Annotated in this window: 27 protein-coding genes; 15 read left to right on the top strand and 12 right to left on the bottom strand. The window is 64.1% G+C overall.

Translation table 11 applies throughout. From position 1 onward, the window contains the following. Positions 1–62 precede the first annotated feature (62 nt). Together SynA15127_RS06170 and SynA15127_RS06165 are read right to left on the bottom strand one after the other, a co-directional pair. A complete protein-coding gene (locus tag SynA15127_RS06170; RefSeq protein ID WP_186485428.1) occupies positions 63–1,139 on the bottom strand; it encodes a hypothetical protein in 1,077 nt (358 codons plus the stop codon). Then, positions 1,133–1,921 carry a TIGR04168 family protein gene (locus SynA15127_RS06165; RefSeq protein ID WP_255475643.1) on the bottom strand — a complete coding sequence of 263 codons (789 nt, stop codon included), beginning with the start codon at positions 1,919–1,921 and terminating at the stop codon, positions 1,133–1,135. The genes SynA15127_RS06170 and SynA15127_RS06165 overlap by 7 nt, the downstream gene beginning before the upstream one ends. 113 nt (positions 1,922–2,034) lie before the next feature. On the opposite strand from SynA15127_RS06165, the gene nadA reads away from it, so the two are divergent. Continuing rightward, a complete protein-coding gene (nadA, locus tag SynA15127_RS06160) occupies positions 2,035–2,967 on the top strand; it encodes a quinolinate synthase NadA (RefSeq protein WP_186485427.1) in 933 nt (310 codons plus the stop codon). Positions 2,968–2,977: 10 nt separating this feature from the next. Here the strand turns inward: nadA and SynA15127_RS06155 are convergent, their stop codons facing one another. Further along, positions 2,978–3,214, bottom strand: a complete 237-nt coding sequence (locus SynA15127_RS06155; protein WP_186485426.1) for a hypothetical protein — start codon at positions 3,212–3,214, stop codon at positions 2,978–2,980. 68 nt (positions 3,215–3,282) lie between these two features. On the opposite strand from SynA15127_RS06155, the gene SynA15127_RS06150 reads away from it, so the two are divergent. Both SynA15127_RS06150 and SynA15127_RS06145 read left to right on the top strand, forming a co-directional pair. Beyond that, a complete protein-coding gene (locus SynA15127_RS06150) occupies positions 3,283–4,269 on the top strand; it encodes a ligase-associated DNA damage response exonuclease (RefSeq protein WP_186485425.1) in 987 nt (328 codons plus the stop codon). A 150-nt stretch (positions 4,270–4,419) separates the two neighbouring features. Further along, complete coding sequence (locus SynA15127_RS06145) at positions 4,420–5,133, top strand: GAF domain-containing protein (protein WP_186485424.1); 714 nt, start codon at positions 4,420–4,422, stop codon at positions 5,131–5,133. A gap of 16 nt (positions 5,134–5,149) precedes the next feature. Here the strand turns inward: SynA15127_RS06145 and SynA15127_RS06140 are convergent, their stop codons facing one another. Next, positions 5,150–5,902 carry a YdcF family protein gene (locus tag SynA15127_RS06140; RefSeq protein WP_186485423.1) on the bottom strand — a complete coding sequence of 251 codons (753 nt, stop codon included), beginning with the start codon at positions 5,900–5,902 and terminating at the stop codon, positions 5,150–5,152. 52 nt (positions 5,903–5,954) lie between these two features. On the opposite strand from SynA15127_RS06140, the gene SynA15127_RS06135 reads away from it, so the two are divergent. The 7 genes from SynA15127_RS06135 to SynA15127_RS06105 all read left to right on the top strand — a co-directional run bounded on the left by SynA15127_RS06135 (position 5,955) and on the right by SynA15127_RS06105 (position 12,828). Beyond that, positions 5,955–7,622: an ATP-dependent DNA ligase gene (locus SynA15127_RS06135; RefSeq protein WP_186485422.1), complete on the top strand. Its 1,668-nt coding sequence runs from the start codon at positions 5,955–5,957 to the stop codon at positions 7,620–7,622. A gap of 84 nt (positions 7,623–7,706) precedes the next feature. Further along, positions 7,707–10,169, top strand: a complete 2,463-nt coding sequence (locus SynA15127_RS06130; RefSeq protein WP_255475614.1) for a ligase-associated DNA damage response DEXH box helicase — start codon at positions 7,707–7,709, stop codon at positions 10,167–10,169. A 59-nt stretch (positions 10,170–10,228) separates the two neighbouring features. Then, a complete protein-coding gene (gene chrA / locus SynA15127_RS06125; protein ID WP_186485420.1) occupies positions 10,229–11,431 on the top strand; it encodes a chromate efflux transporter in 1,203 nt (400 codons plus the stop codon). Position 11,432: 1 nt separating this feature from the next. Next, positions 11,433–11,969 (top strand): DUF1543 domain-containing protein, encoded by a 537-nt coding sequence (locus tag SynA15127_RS06120; protein WP_186485419.1) that lies wholly within the window; start codon positions 11,433–11,435, stop codon positions 11,967–11,969. A gap of 47 nt (positions 11,970–12,016) precedes the next feature. Next, positions 12,017–12,316, top strand: a complete 300-nt coding sequence (locus tag SynA15127_RS06115) for a hypothetical protein (protein WP_186485418.1) — start codon at positions 12,017–12,019, stop codon at positions 12,314–12,316. Next, positions 12,313–12,576: a hypothetical protein gene (locus SynA15127_RS06110; RefSeq protein WP_186485417.1), complete on the top strand. Its 264-nt coding sequence runs from the start codon at positions 12,313–12,315 to the stop codon at positions 12,574–12,576. The genes SynA15127_RS06115 and SynA15127_RS06110 overlap by 4 nt, the downstream gene beginning before the upstream one ends. A gap of 153 nt (positions 12,577–12,729) precedes the next feature. Beyond that, complete coding sequence (locus SynA15127_RS06105) at positions 12,730–12,828, top strand: adenylosuccinate lyase (RefSeq protein WP_186485603.1); 99 nt, start codon at positions 12,730–12,732, stop codon at positions 12,826–12,828. Between the two features lie 3 nt (positions 12,829–12,831). On the opposite strand, the gene SynA15127_RS06100 is transcribed toward SynA15127_RS06105, so the two are convergent. From SynA15127_RS06100 to SynA15127_RS06090, 3 genes are all read right to left on the bottom strand, one after another. Beyond that, the gene (locus tag SynA15127_RS06100) at positions 12,832–13,155 is read right to left on the bottom strand and encodes a molecular chaperone DnaJ (protein WP_255475613.1); all 324 of its coding nucleotides are present in this window, start codon (positions 13,153–13,155) and stop codon (positions 12,832–12,834) included. 69 nt (positions 13,156–13,224) lie between these two features. Further along, complete coding sequence (locus SynA15127_RS06095) at positions 13,225–13,932, bottom strand: triacylglycerol lipase (protein ID WP_186485416.1); 708 nt, start codon at positions 13,930–13,932, stop codon at positions 13,225–13,227. Between the two features lie 14 nt (positions 13,933–13,946). Continuing rightward, entirely contained in the window at positions 13,947–14,144 is a 198-nt protein-coding gene (locus SynA15127_RS06090) for a hypothetical protein (protein WP_043690962.1), read from the bottom strand. A gap of 172 nt (positions 14,145–14,316) precedes the next feature. On the opposite strand from SynA15127_RS06090, the gene SynA15127_RS06085 reads away from it, so the two are divergent. Further along, the gene (locus tag SynA15127_RS06085; protein ID WP_186485415.1) at positions 14,317–14,790 is read left to right on the top strand and encodes a DUF427 domain-containing protein; all 474 of its coding nucleotides are present in this window, start codon (positions 14,317–14,319) and stop codon (positions 14,788–14,790) included. Here SynA15127_RS06085 and SynA15127_RS06080 read toward each other — a convergent pair whose 3' ends face one another. The 3 genes from SynA15127_RS06080 to SynA15127_RS06070 are packed head-to-tail and all read right to left on the bottom strand — an operon-like array spanning position 14,791 to position 16,124. Beyond that, positions 14,791–15,447, bottom strand: a complete 657-nt coding sequence (locus tag SynA15127_RS06080; protein WP_186485414.1) for a class I SAM-dependent methyltransferase — start codon at positions 15,445–15,447, stop codon at positions 14,791–14,793. Positions 15,448–15,450: 3 nt separating this feature from the next. Next, positions 15,451–15,672 (bottom strand): chlorophyll a/b-binding protein, encoded by a 222-nt coding sequence (locus SynA15127_RS06075; RefSeq protein ID WP_186485413.1) that lies wholly within the window; start codon positions 15,670–15,672, stop codon positions 15,451–15,453. Beyond that, a complete protein-coding gene (locus SynA15127_RS06070; protein WP_186485412.1) occupies positions 15,669–16,124 on the bottom strand; it encodes a hypothetical protein in 456 nt (151 codons plus the stop codon). The genes SynA15127_RS06075 and SynA15127_RS06070 overlap by 4 nt, the downstream gene beginning before the upstream one ends. A 24-nt stretch (positions 16,125–16,148) precedes the next feature. On the opposite strand from SynA15127_RS06070, the gene SynA15127_RS06065 reads away from it, so the two are divergent. Beyond that, positions 16,149–16,685: a PAP/fibrillin family protein gene (locus SynA15127_RS06065; protein WP_186485411.1), complete on the top strand. Its 537-nt coding sequence runs from the start codon at positions 16,149–16,151 to the stop codon at positions 16,683–16,685. 13 nt (positions 16,686–16,698) lie between these two features. Here SynA15127_RS06065 and SynA15127_RS06060 read toward each other — a convergent pair whose 3' ends face one another. Continuing rightward, positions 16,699–17,385, bottom strand: coding sequence for a peroxiredoxin-like family protein (locus SynA15127_RS06060; RefSeq protein WP_186485410.1), 687 nt, complete (start codon positions 17,383–17,385; stop codon positions 16,699–16,701). A gap of 85 nt (positions 17,386–17,470) precedes the next feature. Between SynA15127_RS06060 and SynA15127_RS06055 the strand changes: the two genes are divergently transcribed. Continuing rightward, positions 17,471–17,704, top strand: a complete 234-nt coding sequence (locus SynA15127_RS06055; RefSeq protein ID WP_186485409.1) for a hypothetical protein — start codon at positions 17,471–17,473, stop codon at positions 17,702–17,704. 242 nt (positions 17,705–17,946) lie between these two features. Then, positions 17,947–18,126, top strand: a complete 180-nt coding sequence (locus SynA15127_RS06050) for a hypothetical protein (RefSeq protein ID WP_186485408.1) — start codon at positions 17,947–17,949, stop codon at positions 18,124–18,126. 12 nt (positions 18,127–18,138) lie between these two features. On the opposite strand, the gene SynA15127_RS06045 is transcribed toward SynA15127_RS06050, so the two are convergent. Next, complete coding sequence (locus tag SynA15127_RS06045) at positions 18,139–18,315, bottom strand: hypothetical protein (protein WP_370594029.1); 177 nt, start codon at positions 18,313–18,315, stop codon at positions 18,139–18,141. Positions 18,316–18,317: 2 nt separating this feature from the next. On the opposite strand from SynA15127_RS06045, the gene SynA15127_RS06040 reads away from it, so the two are divergent. Continuing rightward, positions 18,318–18,839 carry a hypothetical protein gene (locus tag SynA15127_RS06040; protein ID WP_255475612.1) on the top strand — a complete coding sequence of 174 codons (522 nt, stop codon included), beginning with the start codon at positions 18,318–18,320 and terminating at the stop codon, positions 18,837–18,839. Positions 18,840–18,850 lie beyond the last annotated feature (11 nt).

Raw genomic sequence — 18,850 nt, 5'->3', positions numbered from 1 at the left:
TGACATTCAGACGCAAATTGAAGGCGTTGATACACAATATTTTTTCTTGAACGGATATCTGTTCATTGGTCGGCGTAGGCGATCAGAGCCCGGGCCGCCTGTTCCGCACCATGGGCGGCAGTCGCAGCCTGCTTGGGGGGCACCAGAGGCTGATCCAGCTGCCAGTCACCAGTCAGCAACTGATCCCGGCTGAGCAGGCGGGATGAACCATGGCACGCGAGACCCCGCATCAGAGCCTTGGCCTCTGCGAAATCCCGGCGCTCCACCACGTGCAGACCCACGGAGAAGGAGAGCGCCTCACAGAAGGTGCTGAAGCCTGGCTTGCCGAGATGACGCCCGCAGAACGGAAACACATCCAGCGGACGCACACCGTCCGGAAGCAACGTCAGGTTGGGCAGCGCCCTGAGCGCCTCCCGCTCGCTGCTGTCAGCGGGGGAAGCCATCACGAAGTTCTGCTCAGGCCATTCGGCGAAGAGATGAGGATTGAGCTTCAGCCCGAGTCCGCCAAAACCCACCTGCACCAGAGGTCCGGCAGCCGTGAGTCGATCCCGCAGCGCAGGCTCGAGTGGCCGGGGCTCTCCGCAGACCAGCCCAAGCCGTTGCTCCGGCAGGTCCCAGGTCATGGCCAGATCGAATGGGCAGCGAAGCAGGAGCTGACCACGGCGGTAGGCCTGATGGGCCGCCTCCGCATGGCTCTGGAAAGCTTCGCCGTACGGCCGGTAAATCTCATCCCAGCCGAAGTTGCTCATCCACACCAGTGGTGCTCTGAGCCGATCTGCCAGATCGGCGGCGGCAGGTGGGATGTCTCCGAGAATCAGCACCGGCCTGCCCTGGGATGCAATCCAGGCCGCCTCCTGCTTGATCAGTTCAGGCAGCTGCTGCTGCAGCTCCTCGAGAGCGATGAGTGTTGCTGCTGCATCCACCCCCAGGGCATCCGCCTGAACCGTTCCCACATCCCAGCGGCAGTGGCGGACATCGGTCGTTGCCGAACCGAGCAGCAGCCGCAGGAACCAGGCGGGCACCTGTGAGCTGAGCACCAGTTGCCAATCCGGACGCAGACGACGGAGCTGCTGCAGCACAGCCGCATCACGGGCCGCATGACCGAACCCATGACTGCTGCTGCAGACATAGATCAGCACGCCATCGCCTCCTGCCGTGGCAGCTCCTCCTCATGCATCAGCTGGGCGTCCGGCGAGTACCAGCGGTGACTGAGATGGGTCAGGGACGCACCCCGGAATTCCGCCCAGGAGAAATGCAGCAGCTCACGACCGCTGGCATCACGCCCACTGCGGGGGACGCAGGCGGCATTGAGGAAGGCGGTTCCGCGGCGATCGCGCAGCAGGGTGCGGCGGAGGGCGTTCGAACGCTTCAACTGATGATGCATGTGACCGAAGACCACAAGATCCGGGGGACGCTGCCGACCCATCCGATCCAGAGCGAGGGCGAGATCCTGATCGCCCCAGTCCACCGCCGGCGGTTTCCAGTCGCGACCGCAGGGGCTGTCGGCCTCGGAACCGAGGCCGCTGGGGCCGCAGTGGGCCATCACGATCAGTGGTTGATCCGCAGGAACGGCAGCAGCAGCGGCCACAATGCGATCCGCTGATTGCTCGAGGGTGATCGGGCCATAAACCGCCTGCACTGCATGGGACAGATGAAAGCCTCCGCCGGCACTGCCGGGCCGCCCTCCCACCAGTCCGATAGCAGGCTGGCTCCAACCACGTTGGGTCCAGCCGCAATGGCTCTCCCCCAGAAGAGCCAGCTGCTGTCTCAGGATCCCTCCGCTGCGATCGCGACCCAGGTCGTGATTGCCGAGAATCACCGCCAGTGGGTAGGGCAGCGACGCGATCCTCCGGGTCAGCCGCAGATCTCCATCGCTCAGATCTCCGACGAACAGCACGGCGTCAGGCTGGAGTCGCGCCAGTACCTCCTCATCCAAAGTGCCCCAGGCTCCATGGAGATCACCGGCGATCGCAACGCGAAGATCCGACAGAACCGATGCCTAGGCTGGAGCCATCCTGCCCCGGCCCGGTTCCGATGAGCGCTGACGACGCCCTGGTGGCGGCGATCGAACGACTGAAAAGTGATCGCAACGCCATTGTGCTGGCGCACTACTACCAGGAACCCGAGATCCAGGACATCGCCGACTTCATCGGGGATTCCCTGGAACTGTCCCGCAAGGCCGCCAGCACCGACGCCGATGTGATCGTGTTCTGCGGCGTCCATTTCATGGCGGAGACCGCCAAGATCCTGAGTCCCGAGAAAACGGTGGTGCTGCCGGATCTCGATGCAGGCTGCTCCCTGGCCGATGACTGTCCGGCCGATGCATTCGCCGACTTCCGCGCGAAGCATCCCGACCATGTGGTGGTCAGCTACATCAATTGCACAGCGGCGGTGAAGGCCCAGAGCGACCTGATCTGCACCAGCAGCAATGCCGTGGATCTCGTTCAACAGCTGCCCGCGGATCGCCCCGTGCTCTTCGCTCCGGACCAGAACCTCGGACGCTGGGTACAACGGCAGAGCGGCCGTGAGCTGACGCTCTGGCCGGGACGCTGCATCGTTCATGAGACCTTCAGCGAGGAAGCACTCCTGGAGCTGAAGCTCGAACATTCCGATGCGGAGGTGATCGCCCACCCCGAGTGCCAGGAGCATCTCCTCGATCTGGCGGATTTCATCGGATCCACCACCAAACTGCTGAACCGCACTCAGAGCAGTGCAGCGCAGACCTTCATCGTGCTCACCGAGCCCGGCATCCTGCATCAGATGAAGCAGCGGGTCCCCGGCAAGACGCTGCTCGATGTGCCCGGTGTCGACGGTTGCAGCTGCAACGCCTGCCCGTACATGCGGCTCAACACCCTGCAGAAGCTGCACGACTGTCTTGAGAGCCTGGAACCGGCGATCGAACTGGAGGAGGAGCTGCGTCTGAGAGCCCTTCAGCCGATTCAAAGAATGCTGGAGATGAGCCGCTGAGCCCGAAGGCTCACTTCCTGCGGCAGTACCCGGCTCCGATGTTCATCCAACCGGAAGGGCAGGCGTCCCCATCCGAAGGCTGCACCTCGTAGGCGATCGGGGAGACGCAGGTGGTGCCCAGGGTGTTGACATAGCCGAGCGGGCACTGGTTATGCCCCTCGGCCTTGGGGATCTTCTTCTGTGCGAGAGCGGCGCCGGGCAGCATCAGCGACAGCAGCATCATCCCGACGAAGAGGCGTCTGTTCATCGATCACGGTGCTGAGGTCGCGCTCAAGGTAAGGGAACTACAGACTTCTGCAGTCAAGAAGCGACACCTTGATCGAGCGCACCGCGGAAGGGCTCTACTGCCGGGCGGCAGACGCCTGGGTGGATCCCTGGCGACCGGTGCCCCGTGCTCTGATCACCCACGCCCATGCCGACCATGCCCGGGCGGGATGCGGTGAGTACTGGGCGGTGGATGTCAGCGAGGGCGTGCTGCGTCAGCGACTCGGACAGGAGATCTGCCTGCATCCCGTCCGCTATGGAGAGCCGATCTGGCTCGGTCAGTGCCGGGTGTCCTTCCACAGTGCCGGGCATGTGCTCGGATCCGCTCAGATCCGTCTGGAGTCTGAGGGGGAGGTCTGGGTGGTGAGCGGGGATTACAAGCGTGACGACGATCCGAGCTGCGCACCGTTCGAGCCAGTGGCCTGCGACGTGCTGATCACCGAAGCGACCTTCGGCATGCCGATCTACCGCTGGAAGCCCGGATCAGAGCTGGCCGCGGAGATCCGTGACTGGTGGCAGGGGGACCGCAGCCGTCCGTCCTTGCTGTTCTGCTACGCGTTCGGGAAGGCCCAGCGGCTGCTGGCGGAACTGAAGGCGATCGGTGTCGAGGAGGAGGTCCTGCTGCACGGTGCCGTGGAGACGGTGACCCGTCACTACCGCGAGGCGGCAGTTCCGATGACACCGAGCCGTCCTGTCAGCGAGATCCCCAGGAACGAGGTTCTGGCCGGTCGTCTCGTGCTCGCCCCGCCGTCAGCCCACCGATCCAGCTGGATGAGGCGGTTCCGCACGCCACAAACCGGCTTCGCCTCAGGCTGGATGGCGGTGCGCGGCGCTCGCCGCAGGAGGGGTTACGAACGCGGATTCGTGCTCAGCGACCACGCGGACTGGCCTGGCCTGATCCGGACGGTGCGCGAATCAGGTGCCAGGAGGGTCTACGTGACCCACGGTCAGAGCGATGTTCTGGCCCGTTACCTGAGGGAGGTGGAAGGAATTGATGCCGAACCGCTGGAGACCCTGTTCGAGGGAGAAAGCGACTGAGGCTCGTGCCACGCGATCAGCTGTCGATCTCGGAGACCCAGCTGGGCTGCAACGGACAATCCTTACAAAGGTTCTCTTAATCTTTACGGATCTTTATGGCTATTGAGCTGGGGTTTGCTTTAGCAAGAAGGTTGAGAAGCGCCACGCTCAATGACCGGTCCTGCGCCAAAACCGGATAACGAGGTGGCGAGGCTGCGCGCGCTGAGTGAATACCGCATTCTTGGCAGCAAACCGGAGGAAAGTTTCGACAACATCACCAGCATGGCGGCCCTTATTTGCCATGCTCCGATTGCTCTGATCTCCATCGTTGATCACGACCGTCAGTGGTTCAAATCCAAGGTCGGTCTGGAGACGGAGGAAACACCGAGAGACTGGTCATTCTGCGCCCACGCCATCCTCTCTCCGAAGCCGATGATCGTTGAGGACGCACTCTTCGATGATCGCTTCAAGGACAATCCCCTGGTGAAGAAAGATCCCCACATCAGGCTCTACGCGGGATTTCCCCTGCACACAGACAGACATCACCGGATCGGCACGTTGTGTGTGATCGACAGAATGCCGAAATCGCTAACATCAACGCAATATAAAATCATGGAGCGACTGGCAGCCCAGGTCGTCACTCTTCTGGAACTACGCAAACGTTCCCTGTCGTTGCTCGATGAATTCTGCAGGCTGCATCAACAGCAGGGAATATTATGTTCATGCAGTTATTGCCGCAAGGTTCGTGACAATCAGGGTGCATGGCGTCCGCTCGAGGAGTTCATGATGCGTCACAGCACTCTGAACTTCAGTCACGGCATCTGTGAGTCGTGCATGGAAGAGCATTTCCCAGACGTCGCAGCTCAGCAGGAACAGGTGGTCTGATCGCGGAAAAGCGGGATCACCAGGTGCGGTAGACGATCCTTCCGAGAAGTTCCCTCAAGGCCCGCGAGCTGTCATCGAGATACCTCGCGGTTGGCAGCCACTGCAGTGGATCCGCCCATGGCGACCCAGCCCAGGAACCACGGGCTTGAAAATCCACCGGGAACGGCACCACAGCGATGCCCTGGCGCTCGAACAGGCGCTGAGCCCTGCGCATGTGGAAAGCACTCGTGACGAGCAGCACCCGTCGGCGACCGGAGGGCAGCAGCGCCCGGATCTCCCTGGCCTCCTCTGCCGTGTTCAGCACAGGTCCTGTGGAGGTCATGGCATCAGCCGGAATCCCGAGAGCTCTGGCCTCGCTGAGGTAAAGACTCCCCTCGGGAGCGAGGCCCTTGCGGAACGGGTTCTGCCCCCCGGTGAACAGCAGCCTTGGAGCCCTGCCGGTGCGGAACAGCTCCACACCAGCAAGAAAGCGGTCGGGGTCATGCCACTCCACAACGCGGGAGGGGCCGGGTGCGGCGTGACGTCCTCCGCTGAGCACGACGATCGCGTCAGCCGTCGGGACCGATGGAGCTGAGAGGCGTTGCCAGGGCCGTTCCACGCCTCGCCACAACCACTGGGACACCAGGCCAGTGCTGAAGACCCAGAGCACCGTGATCGCCGAGATCAGCGGCCATCGCCACCGGGTGAACCCTGCCAGAAGCAACAGCCCGAGACTCAGACCCAGCGGCAGCACCAGCAGGGGCAGCAGCTTCGAAAGCAGAAACACCACGGCAACGGAGGCAGAGCGGCCCCGTCAGGATGGCGGTGACCGCCCGATTGGCATGCAGGCGTTCCAGGTTCTGTTCGACTGGCTGGATCAGGTCACCGGCACCAGAGCCAAGGTGACGGCCCTGGTGAACCATTTCCGGACCGTGCCGCCAGCGGATGCCGCCTGGGCGCTCAGCCTGCTGCTGGGAAAACGCCGACGCCGGATGATCACCGGACGACGCCTGAGAGAGATCCTGCAGGAGCAGAGCGGGATGCCCCAGTGGCTGATCGATGACTGCCACGGCCAGGTGGGCGACTCGGCCGAAACCATCAGCCTGTTGTGGCCAGCGGTGCGGCAGACCCTCGGGGACGAGCAGGCATTCCGAGGCGAATCGCTCGAGACCCGTCCGCTGCACTGGTGGATGGAATCCCTGCTGCCTGAGCTCAGCCGCCAGCAGGATGAGCAACAGGCGGAAGCCGTTCTGAAGCTCTGGTGTCAGGTGCCGGAGCGCCTGCATTTCATCGTCAACAAACTGCTCACCGGTGGCTTCCGGGTCGGCGTGTCAACAGGTCTGATCAGCCGTGCGGTGGCCGAGGCCTTCTCGCTCGATGAAAGCCTGGTGTTGCAGCGCCTGATGGGAGGGTTCGAACCATCGGCACAGGCCTTCTCCCGGCTCACCGCACCGGCCGGCTCGGAGGAGAGTCGCAGCAGTGCCGCCCCCTACCCGTTCTTCCTGGCCAGCCCGCTGGATCCTGAGCGGCTGAGCGCAGACCCTCCAGAGCACTGGTTGCTGGAGTGGAAATGGGATGGCATCCGCGGTCAGCTGATTCATCGCGGCTCAGGGGTGTACCTCTGGAGCCGGGGTGAAGAGCTGGTCAACGACAGCTTCCCGGAGCTGGTGGCGGTGGGTGATGCCCTGCCGGATGGAACCGCACTGGATGGTGAGATCATCTGCTGGCAGGAGGCTGCCGCCGCTCCGCTGGGGTTCGACACACTGCAACGGCGGCTGGGTCGCAAAACGGTGGGCACCACCCTGAAGCGGGAGTGCCCGATGCGCTTCATCGCCTACGACCTGCTGGAGCTGAACGGTGCGGACATCCGCGATCAGCCGCTGAGGCAACGCCGCCAGCAGCTCTCGGCCGTTCTCGAGCAGGTCAGCCATCCCGAGCGCTGGCGTCTGACCGCCAGCGTCGGCTGGTCCCTGGAGAGCTGGGTCGAGCTGGATACCGAACGTCAGCGGGCCGTCGCTCAGCGGGCCGAGGGGCTGATGCTGAAACAGCTGGACTCCCCTTATCTCGCCGGCCGCCGCCGCGGCCACTGGTGGAAGCACAAACTCGAGCCGATGACCCTCGACGCCGTGCTGCTGTACGCCCAGGCCGGCAGCGGTCGGAGAGCCAACCTGTTCACCGACTACACCTTCGGGCTCTGGAATGACGAGGATCCACCGCAGCTGGTGAGCTTCGCCAAGGCCTACTCCGGCCTTGATGATGCGGAGATCCTCGAGCTGGACCGCTGGATCCGCCGCAACACCCTGCAGCGGTTCGGGCCCGCCCGTTCCGTGAACTGCGAACTGGTCTTCGAGATCGGCTTTGAAGGCATCCATCCCTCCAGACGCCACAAGTCAGGGCTGGCGGTTCGTTTTCCGCGGATCCTGCGCTGGCGACGTGACAAACCGGCCGGGGAAGCCGACCGGCTTGATGCTGCGCTGAACCTGATCAGAGACGGCTCCAGTTCAGGTTGAGTCACAGGCGGCCTGGTGTGGAGGGAGTCACGTCCCGAACACTCGATGCGGATGGTTAAGACAGCTGCAGAACGGAATCGCGCCGTGAGCCCTGACCCGATCCTGGTGCCGATCCAGTCCTGGTTCGAACGCCGGGGCTGGACCCCGCTTCCCTTTCAGCAGCGCAGCTGGGCGGCCTATCTCGAGGGCCACAGCGGTCTGATTCAGGTGCCGACCGGCTCCGGCAAGACCTTCGCCGCCGTGATGGGACCGATCGCCGCAATGCTGGCTGAAACGGGGGACCATCCGGGCATCCGACTGCTGTACATCACCCCCCTGCGCGCTCTCAGCCGTGATCTCGCCCTGGCGATCCGGGAGCCGATCTCCGAGATGCGCTGGCCGTTGCGCGTGGGCATCCGCAACGGCGACAGCAGCAGCAGCGAACGTTCGAAACAGCTCAAGTCACCTCCCCAGATCCTGGTCACCACACCGGAATCGCTGACCCTGCTGCTCAGCAACAGCAAAGCGGAGGAGCTGTTCCGCCATCTCGACACCGTGGTGCTCGATGAATGGCACGAACTGATGGGCAGCAAGCGCGGCACGCAGACCGAGCTCTGCCTCAGCTGGCTACGTCAGCAGCGGCCGTCGTTGCAGACCTGGGCGATCAGCGCCACCATCGGCAACCTCGCTCAGGCCGCCCGCCACGCTCTCGGCACGGACGACGATCCGGTGATCATCGGGGGGGCTCCGGCACGGGTCACGGAGATCCGCAGCCTGCTGCCGGAGACGATCGATGGCTTCCCCTGGGCCGGACACCTCGGGTTGCGCATGTACGAGGACCTGGTGGCAGCCATGAACCCAGGCATCAGCACACTGCTGTTCACCAACACACGCAACCAGTCGGAACGCTGGTTCCAGTGCCTGAGATTCGCCTGCCCGGAGATGGAGGGGGCCCTGGCTCTGCACCACAGCGCCATCGATCGCAGCGAGCGGGAGGCGATCGAAGCGTCGGTGAAAGCCGGCACGATTCGCTGGGTGGTCTGCACCAGCTCCCTGGATCTGGGGGTGGACTTCCAGCCCGTGGAGCAAGTGGTTCAGATCGGCAGCCCGAAGAACCTGGCCCGGCTGCTGCAACGGGCGGGACGCTCCGCACACCTGCCGGGCGGAACCTCCCAGGTGCTGTTCATGCCCACGAATGCTCTGGAACTGCTCGAACTCAGTGCGGTTCGCCGCGGGCTGGAGGAAGGGCTCGTGGAACAGCGCAAACCACCGAATGCACCGTTGGATGTTCTGCTGCAGCACCTCACGAGCCTCGCCTGCGGAGCCGGATTCAACCCGGATGAGTCGCTGCGGGCGGTGCGCAGCAGTGCCGCCTTCTCCGACCTGCCACAGCAGGACTGGGACTGGTGCCTGCGGTTTCTGGAACACGGCGGTGACTGCCTGGCGGCCTATCCCCGCTACCGGAAACTGGAGTGGGATGAAAAGGCGCAGCGCTTCAGGGTGCGGGACAGCGCCATTGGCCGTCTGCACCGGCTGAACATCGGCACGATCACCGCCGCACCGGCGATCACGGTGCGCTTCGTGCGGGGTGCCGTGCTCGGCCACGTGGAGGAATCCTTCATCAGCCAGCTGAAGCCGAGGGATGTGTTCTTCTTCTCAGGCCGCCAGCTGGAGTTCGTGCGGCTGCGAGACATGACCGCCTACGTGAAGGTGAGCAACCGCAAGAGCCGCACCGTTCCAGCCTGGGCCGGCGGTCAGATGGCGCTCTCGGATCTGCTGACCCACCACCTGCGTCTCGAGGTGGATCGGGCGAGCCGCGGAGAGCTGGACACCCCGGAACTCCAGGCCCTCAGTCCGCTGTTCGAGCGACAGCAGGATCTCTCGGTGCTGCCCCGCATCGGCCAGCTGCTGATCGAAACCTGCCGCACACGGGAGGGAACCCATCTCTACGCCTATCCCTTCGAGGGTCGCTTCGTGCATGAAGGCATCGGCTTTCTGTGGGCCTCCCGACTCACCCGGCTGGAGCGGGGCACGATCACCGTCTCGGTGAACGACTACGGCTTCGAGCTGCTGGCACCCAAGACCTATCCGATGGCGGAACTGCTGGCGGACCACAGCGATCTGCTGCTGAACACGGACCATCTGGAAGACGATCTGGAAGCGGCCCTGAACCTTTCGGAACTGCAACGGCGACGCTTCCGTGCCATCGCTCAGGTGGCCGGCCTGATGCATCGCGGCTTCCCCGGAGCCGGCAAGAGCACCGGACAGCTTCAGATCAGTGCCTCGCTGCTGTTCGACGTGTTCGAACGCCATGAACCGGAGAATCGTCTGCTGCTTCAGGCTCGCCGGGAGGTGCTCGATGAGCAGTTGGAGCTGTCCCGCCTGGAGGCGGCTCTGCAGCGGGCTGCACAGCAGGAATGGCTGCATGTGGCAACGCCGCGGCCTGGCCCCCTGGCCTTCCCGCTGCTGGTGGAGCGGCTCAACAACCGCATGAGCAACGAAACCGTTCTGGAACGCATCCAGAGGATGCAGGAGGAGGCGCTCCGACGGGAGCGATCAGGTGCGTGAGATCACGCTGCTGATCTCAGGAGAGATCTAAGTTTCGGGCGGAACGTCAGACCGGGCGGATGAGCACGACGCCATCAGCTGTGCCGGAGAAACAGAACGTGCCCTGGCCTCAGTTCGCCGGACTGTTCCTGCGCATCGGGGTGCTGGGTTTCGGAGGCCCCCAGGCCCACATCGCGATGCTGCGCAACGAGATCGTGGAGATCCGCCAGTGGGTGGATCCTGAGCGCTTCGAGGAAGGCCTCGGCCTCTGTGAAGCCTTGCCGGGGCCGGCCTCCAGTCAGATGGCGATCTACCTGGGATGGCTTCGCCGCGGCTGGATCGGCGGACTGGTGAGCGGCAGCTGCTTCCTGCTGCCCGGGCTGCTGATCGTGCTGCTGCTCAGTGAGCTCTGGCGCAACGGGCAGGCACTTCCCAGCTTCACAACCGCGCTGCAGACCATCCAGCCGGTGGTGGCCGCGATCATCTGGGCCTTCGCCTGGAAACTGATCCGACGCCGCACCGAGCGGTGGCAGATCCTCACCGCCGCCCTGGTGATGCTGGGGGTTCTGCTCAACACCCTGGGCGACCTGCCGCTTCCCGCCGGTCTGCTGCTGCTGCTGGCGGGTCTGGCCCGGTTGTTCAGCGCCCCGCTGGACCGGCCGAAGGGAGCGGCACTGCTGCTGCCTCTGCCCCTGGGTCTGACCGCTGGAGCCGGCAGCGCCGGAACCGGTCTGATGACAGGGCTGTTCAGCGTGTTCTTCAAGACCGGTCTGCTGGTGTTCGGCGGGGGGCTGGTGATCATTCCGCTCCTGCAGCAGCAGGTGGTGGAGCTGGGCTGGCTCAGCCCCGGCGAGTTTCTCGACGGTGTGGCGATCGGACAGATCTCCCCCGGGCCTGTGGTGCTGACCAGCACCTTCGTTGGCTACCAGGCGGGCTGGAATGCCGGGGGATTCGGAGCGGGCCTGGCTGGCGCGGCGGCTGCCACGATCGGAATCTTCCTGCCCAGCTTCGGCTTCATCCTGCTGGCGACGCCGCTGCTGCAGCGGCTGCGCCGACAGCCACGGGTGCGGATGGTGCTGGCGGGGTTGCTGGCAGGCGTTCCGGGAGCGGTGGCCGGGGCGGCGGTGTCGATCAGCGCAACAGCGCTGCAGTTGGGACTGCCCTGGATTCAGCTGCCGTTGTTTGTCGTGAGCCTCTGGCTGAGCGTCAGCGGGCGGATGAAACCACTGCCACTGATCGCCATCGCCCTGATGATCGGCGTGCTGATCGAAGCGCTGGTCTGAGATGGATCTGTTCCTCGTCGTTCTCGGCGGCCGAATCAAGGGATGTCATGTGGAACTTCACGACGTGCGCTGGGTGGTCGGCGACTGCTTTGACGACACCATCCCGGATCTGCGCCGGCAGTGGATCGGTCAGCGCCGGGGGATGCATGTGGACAGCTACCGGCGCATCACCCGTGTGGATGGCCACCGTGTGGAGGTGCTGGAAGAGCCGGAGACGGAGACCCGCAGGAGCGGAACACCGCAACTCTGGTTCGTGAACCTGGGCGCCTATGACCCGAACGACATGGCGGAACGCCATCGCTTCGGCCTGCTGGTGGCCAGCTCATCCCAGGCCGCCAAGGCCAGGGCGAAACGGCTGTGGCTGAAGGACTACGAGCAGGTGCACAAGGATGATCTGCACGGTCTGGCACCACCGGAGGAGCTGGATGATCTGCTGCCGATCGAAGGGAACGGACGCTGGCGGCTGCAGCTGACCCCGCTGGATCACGGCGAGAACCCTCCGGAGACACCGGACTGGTATGGCTATCGGGTGCTTTAGCGCCGCATCACCCCTACGGTTGCCTCGACATTCACGCTCGCGGCGACATGCTGACCTGGCTCGTGCCCGTCCTCGCCGCAGCCGGCGGTGCTGCCGTCGCGGCCGTGATCGGCTCCCGTCAGAACAGACATCTGCGTCGCCGCATCGATTTTCTGGTCAGCGCCTCTGCGTTCACGGTTCTGCGCCTGGAGCCCGCGGCCCGCGCGCAGGAGCTGCAGGGCATGAAGGAACTGATCGAGCAGGCCGCCGGCAACCGCAGCCTGTCGCGGGGCAAGCGGGCCAATGCCGCCCTGGTGAAACAGGTTCATGACCTCGTTCTCTCCCGTGAGGCCGAGTCCGACAGATGAGCACGCCGACACCACCGTTGCCGGATCACGATCGGGAGGAGTGGAGAGACTTCCTGCTCCAGGAAGTGGTCACGTATCTGGGAGAGCACAAGGAGGAGATCATCGGTCGCTACCAGGAGCAGAGCCGCGGTCGTCTGTCACGGGACCAGATCGAAGCGCAGGGGCTGCTCGACTTCGACGTCTCGATCACGCTTCACAGGGATCGACCATCCAGCTTCGGGCTCGGCCAGGGCTTTTTCAAGATCAACCTGATCCGCTGAGGCGCCTGGCTTTTCGGTGGTACGTTCGATCCGGACACAACTGGAAATGGACACCCAGCAGATCATCACCATCGGCACGCCGTTCCTCGTCTTCGGTGCCTTGTTCGTGGTTCTGGTTCTGATCTGGGAGAAGTGACGCCGACCGTCGTCGCGCTGTTCTGGACCCCGTATGCCGACTGGATCTACACGGTGGTGAGCCTCAGCGGACTACTGCTGATCTGCTGGCTGGTGATCGGGCGCAGCAACAGCTGATCCTCAGCCCGGGATCGCTTCCATCTCAGGTTCGAGCAGAACGTCGCGAGCGTTGTTGAATCGGGTCATCATCTCCGGATCTCCGCCCTTGTCGGGGTGGTGCTGCACGGCGAGCAGCTTGTGAGCACGCTTCACCTGCTGCTCGGTGAGACGACCGGTGAGCGGCAGACCGAGGCTTTGACGGGCCTTGATCGCATCAATGTCGGGATCGCGGCCCATCGGGCACTGCTCACGCCGATGATTCGACTTGCCGGGTTTTCGCTTGCCGCCGCTGCCACGCTTGCCGCCGCCGCCGTCACTGCCACCGAACCCCGTCGTCTTCGCCACCGTGAACGCCAGTACAAGGGCGTCACAATGACTGATCGCGGGCTCGGTCTCAAGTGATCTGGGTGACGCTCAGGTCTCCAGAACCGTCCACCAGGCCGGGATCCGCTCCACACTTCCGTACCAGGAACGGCCGAACAGACCACCGTGGGCCGTGTTCTCCAGAACCACCGGACGGGCTTCCCGCAACAGCGCCGAGCTGACCGGCACGAGACCATCGCCATCGACGCTTGGATCGCCGCTGATCTGGCGGTAGGAGCGGGCGGCACTGCGGCGACTGAAGCCGCTCGCCATGGCCCCCTGCAGATCCAGCCGTCCAGCGACGGCAACGTAATCAACGCTGTCCGCATGGGGACAACCGGGAAAGCGACGATCGACCAGGGCCCGAAGGGGGGTGGCCCGAACCGCCTGATGGGGACTGCCCAGGGTGATCAGGCGGTTGCAGCGGGTGGCGCCGCCGTAGCGACGACCGCAGAAGCTTTCATCGCTCAGATAGGGGCGCAGCATCACCCCACCGGAGCTGTGACCGATCAGCGTGACCCTGGAGCTGGCCGAGCGGGCCTGAAGCTCCCGCACTGCCGCATCAACGCGATCAAGCAGTCGGGCCCAGCCGAAGCCCCAGCTGGTGGCAAGCCAGTCGAGACGCGAGACCGGCACGACCCGGACCGTTGCACCGGTGCGCGATGCAATCCATTCAGCAAGGGGGGCGTATGCCTCGGCGGTGATCAGAAAGCCCCCGAGCACAACAACGGGCTGGTCAAGGGAGACGTGTGAGCCCACCTAATCGCAGTGGCTCAGGCGAAAGAAGGGGGATTGATCAATGCACACTGCGGAGTGCTGATCAGGTCGTAGCCGCTGCGGATGCGACTCGCACGGGGGTCAAGAACGGTACTCAGACGCTGGCCTTCTGAAGTGGCTTCCAGAACGATCTGCTGACCGATGAGAACGATCCGGAACGTCCAGGGGAGCAGGCCGGGAAGGGTGAATGTCATGCCGGACCTGTCGGTATCCGAAAGATGCCCCACTATTGGCACATGTCCAGCCTTGAAATGGGGACGATTCGGTTAAGCCGGGGAGAGTCTTAATAATCCTTTCAGAATAAAAACCTCTGCGGCAGAGAATTGCTCACCAGCATCAATTTCATCGCGTCTTTATCACGAAATCATGACCGTGGAACGGGTCAGCAGCTACCCAAGACCTCCTCGCCTCGAGCCCAGCCATGAGCACATCCTGGTGAAGGCTCTGGGGCAGACCCTTGTGGAAACGACCCGCAGCCTGCGGGTGCTCGAGACCTTTCATCCACCGACCTACTACCTGCCGCCGGAGGCGATGCGATCGGATCTGATCCAACCGGTGGGCGGACGACCATCGTTCTGCGAATGGAAGGGGGTCGCCAGCTACTTCGATGTCGTCGTTGCAGACCGACGTCTGGCCCGAGCGGTCTGGACCTATCCGAGTCCATCGGAGCGATTCCGCGAGCTGGCCGGCTGGTTCGCCCTCTACCCACAGATGATGGATGGGTGCTGGGTTGAGGGAGAACGGGTCGTCCCGCAACAAGGGGGGTTCTACGGAGGCTGGATCACCTCCCGGGTGGAGGGACCCTTCAAAGGAGATCCGAACCACCCTGAGCTGATCTGATCAGCCCAGAGCCTTGTTGGCCACCACCGCAAAGAACGGATCGCCCTTGCCTCCGAGCAGACCCATCACGCCCTGCCCACGGGTCTGTTCGGCGATGATCTCCGGCTTCGGCCATCCCTGGGCCATCAGCACGGTGGCGACGTAGGAGAGGTGATCGCGGTCGTCACCATCGGTCCAGATCTGGGGTGCCTTGCTGAAGAACATCCGATTGCTGAAGGCGCAGATCAGCCTCCCGTTCGGCCGGGTCACTCGCAGCAGCTCCGCGGCGATGGCCTCCGGCTGCTGCAGATACTGCCAGCCCGCCACGATCAGGGTGACGTCAACACTGGCAGCCTCAAGCGGCAGCACCTGATCGCGGTTGAGGTTCTGGACCCAGTGGCGGTCGAGCCGTGGATTCGCCGCCAGCTCCTCGTCATTGAGACCGTGACCGATCACCTCGTCGTAGACGATCTCCTCAGGCAGGTGGCTGACCCAGCTGCTCATCAGATCCAGCACCACGGCGCAGGGGGGGATCCGCTCCCGGTAGAGCTGCGTCAGGGTCGCCCGGAAGCCGGCATCCAGGTGATGCACGAAGCGGGGCTCGCTGTAGAAGAGAGCATCGTCACTGCCATCCAGCTTGTAGCGCTGGGACTCTTCAAGAACGCGGACGGCGGGCATCGCTCAGCCCAGCTCCAGGTACCAGCGCACCACCGCCGTCAGCTGACCGACGATGCCGTGTCCGCTGATCAGTTCCCCGACCACGGCGGCCGTGAAACCGATCATCGCGGCTCTGCCGTTGAGACGTTCGACGGAAGCCAGGGCCGTTGTGTTCCACGGGCGGGCGGTGGTGAGGGATTCCCCGAATCGCTCCGGTTGTTCGTACAGAAAGGCCGGGCGGGTCATGACTGCCTGCAGATCCAGCGGACCTTAACGGCCGTGTCGGGTCGACCGGGGTAGGGGCCCCACTCGCCGGATTCATTCCGGCGTTCCATCACGCCCAGATCACAGCGGGCGCGCATCGGTATCGATCGCACGGTCCAGGCTCGCTCTCCGGCCCGCCGCAGCATCACAGCCGCCTCGAAGGTGACCACATCTCCGGAGCGGCTGGGATTGCTCAGATATTCCCCGGCCTCGAGGCGATCCGTGCCCATCGAGTCCATGTACACCCAGTCCGCAGCAGCAAGGCGTCCGGAGGCGAGCAGACGGTCACGGAGGACCCTCCAGGCCTCCGGCTCCGCAGCCGGCGCCCAGGCCTCCGATGCCAGCGACGGATGAGGGGCCATCAAAGGAGCCGTCAGCAGGGCCAGCAGAAGGCCACACAGACGACGGCGGATACGACGCGGACCGGACAGCATGGCGGCACCTGAACTGCAGGGACGGTGACACAGACGCGGAACACACTGCTGGAGCGGCTGCGCCACGACCCTTCCGCCAAGGATCTGCCCCAGCTGGTGGAGCGGTTGGAACAGGAGCAGCCGGCGGACCTGCCCCTTGACTCTGATCTGCTGAGCGGGGTCTGGGAGCTGCGCTGGAGCAGCTCGACGCAACCCTGGCTGAAACAGGCCCCCTGGCTGGACAACCTGCAGGCCCTGGATCCTGAGAATGGGCGCGGCTGCAACCTGCTGCGGCTGAGAGGCGCTCTGGGGGTTCTCGCCGGCATCAGCGTTCAGGCCGATCTGAAACAGCTGGAGGGATGTCGTGTGGAGGTGCGCTTCCGCCGCGGAGGCTGGGTGGGACCGCAGCTGCCCGGTGGAGGACGCCTGCAACTGCTGCGGGATGTGCAGCAGAGCTTCCCGGCCTGGCTCGACATCACCGTGCTGGATCAGCAGCTGCGCATCTGCCGCGGCAATGCCGGCACCACGTTCGCCCTGCTGCGTCGAGACGATCTGTCCCTGGACGACCTGTTCGACACCTGACGGTGAGGATCGTTCAGACCGCCAGATAGGGATCCAGAAACAGGAGAGGACGATTCATCGTTTCGGAGAACCCGAGGATGCCGCGATCGCGATGCTCGTAGAGGAGCGAATCGTCCTCTTCGAGCAGAAAAGTGCCGCCGCGCTGACACATCCAGCGATCGTCCGGCACATACCGGCGCCAGCGACCCAGCACCTCGATCATGTTGTTCAAGCGCACCGTGGCCAGCTCGAACGGTCTCTGGAACCCGTCGCCCCCAGCAAGGCGGAACAGGGGGCTGTCAAACCGCTGCGCTGCCGTGCGATCGCCGCTGTAACCACGGAACACCTCGGCGAGGGTTCCAGGGGAGCCGAACCCGGCGCACATCAGCAGCAGATCAGGCCAGGCACCTGCTCCGGTGCCGAGTCCTTCGTACAGACCACAGGCGCGGTGCAGCTGCGCATCGCTCTCCACCTGCAGCCGATCGCGGGGAAAGCCGGTGAAGGTCGCAAAACGCTCGGCTCCAGCTGAATCCCCGATGCCGATGGCCAGCAGGCGGATGCCGGCCCGATCCAGAGAGGGAAGTGCCGGCACCAACGCCTGGGCGTACTCCAGGGAGTCGAAATCCCCGAGCTGACTGAACAGCAGCACCAGTCGCCGGCAACCCCGCTGCATTCCGGGGATTTCAGCGAGACGATCCAGCAGGGGCTGAGGTGGGGTCATGAAGGGGTGGCGTCAACGGCAGGTTGACATCGATCGGTGATGAGGCGAATTGGCCAGACTCCTTTCATCGGGAGCTGCCTGAGGAATGACGTTCGCAATTTCAGTCGGCGAAGACTCGCGGCAGTACCGCCAGGTGGGCGACTACGACGATCTCGACGAAGCGATGGAAGCCTTCAATGAGCTGATCAACCGACGGAACTGGAGCGAGAGCGATTTGGTGGTGGCCTTGAGTGATCGTCGCTCCGGAAAACGCTTGGCTCAGTACGGACTGCAGGATTTCAACTATGAACAGCACGGATCACCAGAGATTGAAGGTTGAAGCTTGAGGAGGCCAGTCGTGCAACGTCTGGCTCAGACCAATCACCACGGGCACGACCCGAGGAATTCTGGAGGTGGCATCACCTCCAGACCGCGACGCAACCAAGATCTTCTCCCTGTTGAGACCTCGGTGATCGCAGTGAACCCCTGGGAGTGATGCTGTCGATACCACCAAACAGGTGCCATTGCTATCGGTTGGATCTGAGCCAACAAGCTCCGCTTCCCTCGGTGTTCAATGGCTTCATGACCAACAGCACCCCGAATCTCGTCGCTTGGATGGCCGAGTACCAGAAGTATCTGGACTTGGTCGACGCAGGTGCTGCGGAAGACGCTGCCGCTCTCAGGCTGGAAATCGAAGAGGGGTTGAAATGGGTGGAGTTGAGCTGGGCTGACCTGGAATTTGCGGTTGGTCAGAAAAGCTGAGGCTCAGTCCGTTCACGCGTCGTCATTGGGTCCGTCCTCTTCATCTGCGGAACGACGGCGTTCCACCTGAACGAACACGAGCCAGGCGAGGCTGGCCAGACCACCGCCGACCCAGTCGCTGCGCAGCAGTTCAACGATCGCAATCGTGCTGGATCCGATGCGGAGGCCACGCAGGAGAAATGTCGTCAAAGATGGCAGGGCTGCGTCTGCCCATGATCCCAACCGACAGCCTTCCCAGCGACAGCCTTCCCAGCGGCGAGGATCTGCTGGCTCTCGAGCGGCAGTGCCGCCGCAGCGGCAGCGGCATCACCGTGGCCTCCCTGATCGGGACCTGGCGGCTCAGGGCCACATGGAGCCGTGATGGAACCCCGGCTCCGGCAGCCTCCGCGGCTCTGCTCAGAGGACTCGGCGCCTGCCTGATCCTCAGCGGAGAGGAGACGGACGGAGCCCTGCAGATCGTCAATCAGGTGAATCTTGGTTCGCTGCGTCTTCGCTTCGATGGAGAGGCCGAACTCACAGGTCGACGGCCGCTGCTGATGTTCAGCTTCAGGAGCGTTCGCCTCAGCCTTGGCAAGCTGACGCTGTTCGAGCGGAGCCTGCCGCAGCCCGATGCCCGACGCATGCCGTATTTCGCGCTGATCGGTTTGGATCGGGAACAGGGTCGGCTGAGCGCCAGAGGACGCGGCGGCGGACTGGCCCTCTGGATGCGCTAGGCGAGACAGAC

The organism is Synechococcus sp. A15-127 (assembly GCF_014280215.1).
Classification (GTDB): Bacteria; Cyanobacteriota; Cyanobacteriia; order PCC-6307; family Cyanobiaceae; genus Parasynechococcus.
Note: the sequence above shows the minus strand (reverse complement) of the source record. Positions and strands in the feature narration are given on the sequence as shown.

Bases quoted from the DNA above. Each gene is read 5' to 3' on its own strand.
- SynA15127_RS06060 (WP_186485410.1), bottom strand. From the start codon at position 17,385: ATGACCCCACCTCAGCCCCTGCTGGATCGTCTCGCTGAAATCCCCGGA.
- SynA15127_RS06055 (WP_186485409.1), top strand. From the start codon at position 17,471: ATGACGTTCGCAATTTCAGTCGGCGAAGACTCGCGGCAGTACCGCCAG.
- SynA15127_RS06090 (WP_043690962.1), bottom strand. From the start codon at position 14,144: ATGACATTCACCCTTCCCGGCCTGCTCCCCTGGACGTTCCGGATCGTT.
- SynA15127_RS06070 (WP_186485412.1), bottom strand. From the start codon at position 16,124: ATGCTGTCCGGTCCGCGTCGTATCCGCCGTCGTCTGTGTGGCCTTCTG.
- SynA15127_RS06145 (WP_186485424.1), top strand. From the start codon at position 4,420: ATGACCGGTCCTGCGCCAAAACCGGATAACGAGGTGGCGAGGCTGCGC.
- SynA15127_RS06085 (WP_186485415.1), top strand. From the start codon at position 14,317: ATGACCGTGGAACGGGTCAGCAGCTACCCAAGACCTCCTCGCCTCGAG.
- SynA15127_RS06115 (WP_186485418.1), top strand. From the start codon at position 12,017: ATGCTGACCTGGCTCGTGCCCGTCCTCGCCGCAGCCGGCGGTGCTGCC.
- SynA15127_RS06050 (WP_186485408.1), top strand. From the start codon at position 17,947: ATGACCAACAGCACCCCGAATCTCGTCGCTTGGATGGCCGAGTACCAG.
- SynA15127_RS06040 (WP_255475612.1), top strand. From the start codon at position 18,318: ATGGCAGGGCTGCGTCTGCCCATGATCCCAACCGACAGCCTTCCCAGC.
- SynA15127_RS06080 (WP_186485414.1), bottom strand. From the start codon at position 15,447: ATGCCCGCCGTCCGCGTTCTTGAAGAGTCCCAGCGCTACAAGCTGGAT.
- SynA15127_RS06155 (WP_186485426.1), bottom strand. From the start codon at position 3,214: ATGAACAGACGCCTCTTCGTCGGGATGATGCTGCTGTCGCTGATGCTG.
- SynA15127_RS06135 (WP_186485422.1), top strand. From the start codon at position 5,955: ATGCAGGCGTTCCAGGTTCTGTTCGACTGGCTGGATCAGGTCACCGGC.
- nadA (WP_186485427.1), top strand. From the start codon at position 2,035: ATGAGCGCTGACGACGCCCTGGTGGCGGCGATCGAACGACTGAAAAGT.
- chrA (WP_186485420.1), top strand. From the start codon at position 10,229: ATGAGCACGACGCCATCAGCTGTGCCGGAGAAACAGAACGTGCCCTGG.
- SynA15127_RS06075 (WP_186485413.1), bottom strand. From the start codon at position 15,672: ATGACCCGCCCGGCCTTTCTGTACGAACAACCGGAGCGATTCGGGGAA.
- SynA15127_RS06110 (WP_186485417.1), top strand. From the start codon at position 12,313: ATGAGCACGCCGACACCACCGTTGCCGGATCACGATCGGGAGGAGTGG.
- SynA15127_RS06120 (WP_186485419.1), top strand. From the start codon at position 11,433: ATGGATCTGTTCCTCGTCGTTCTCGGCGGCCGAATCAAGGGATGTCAT.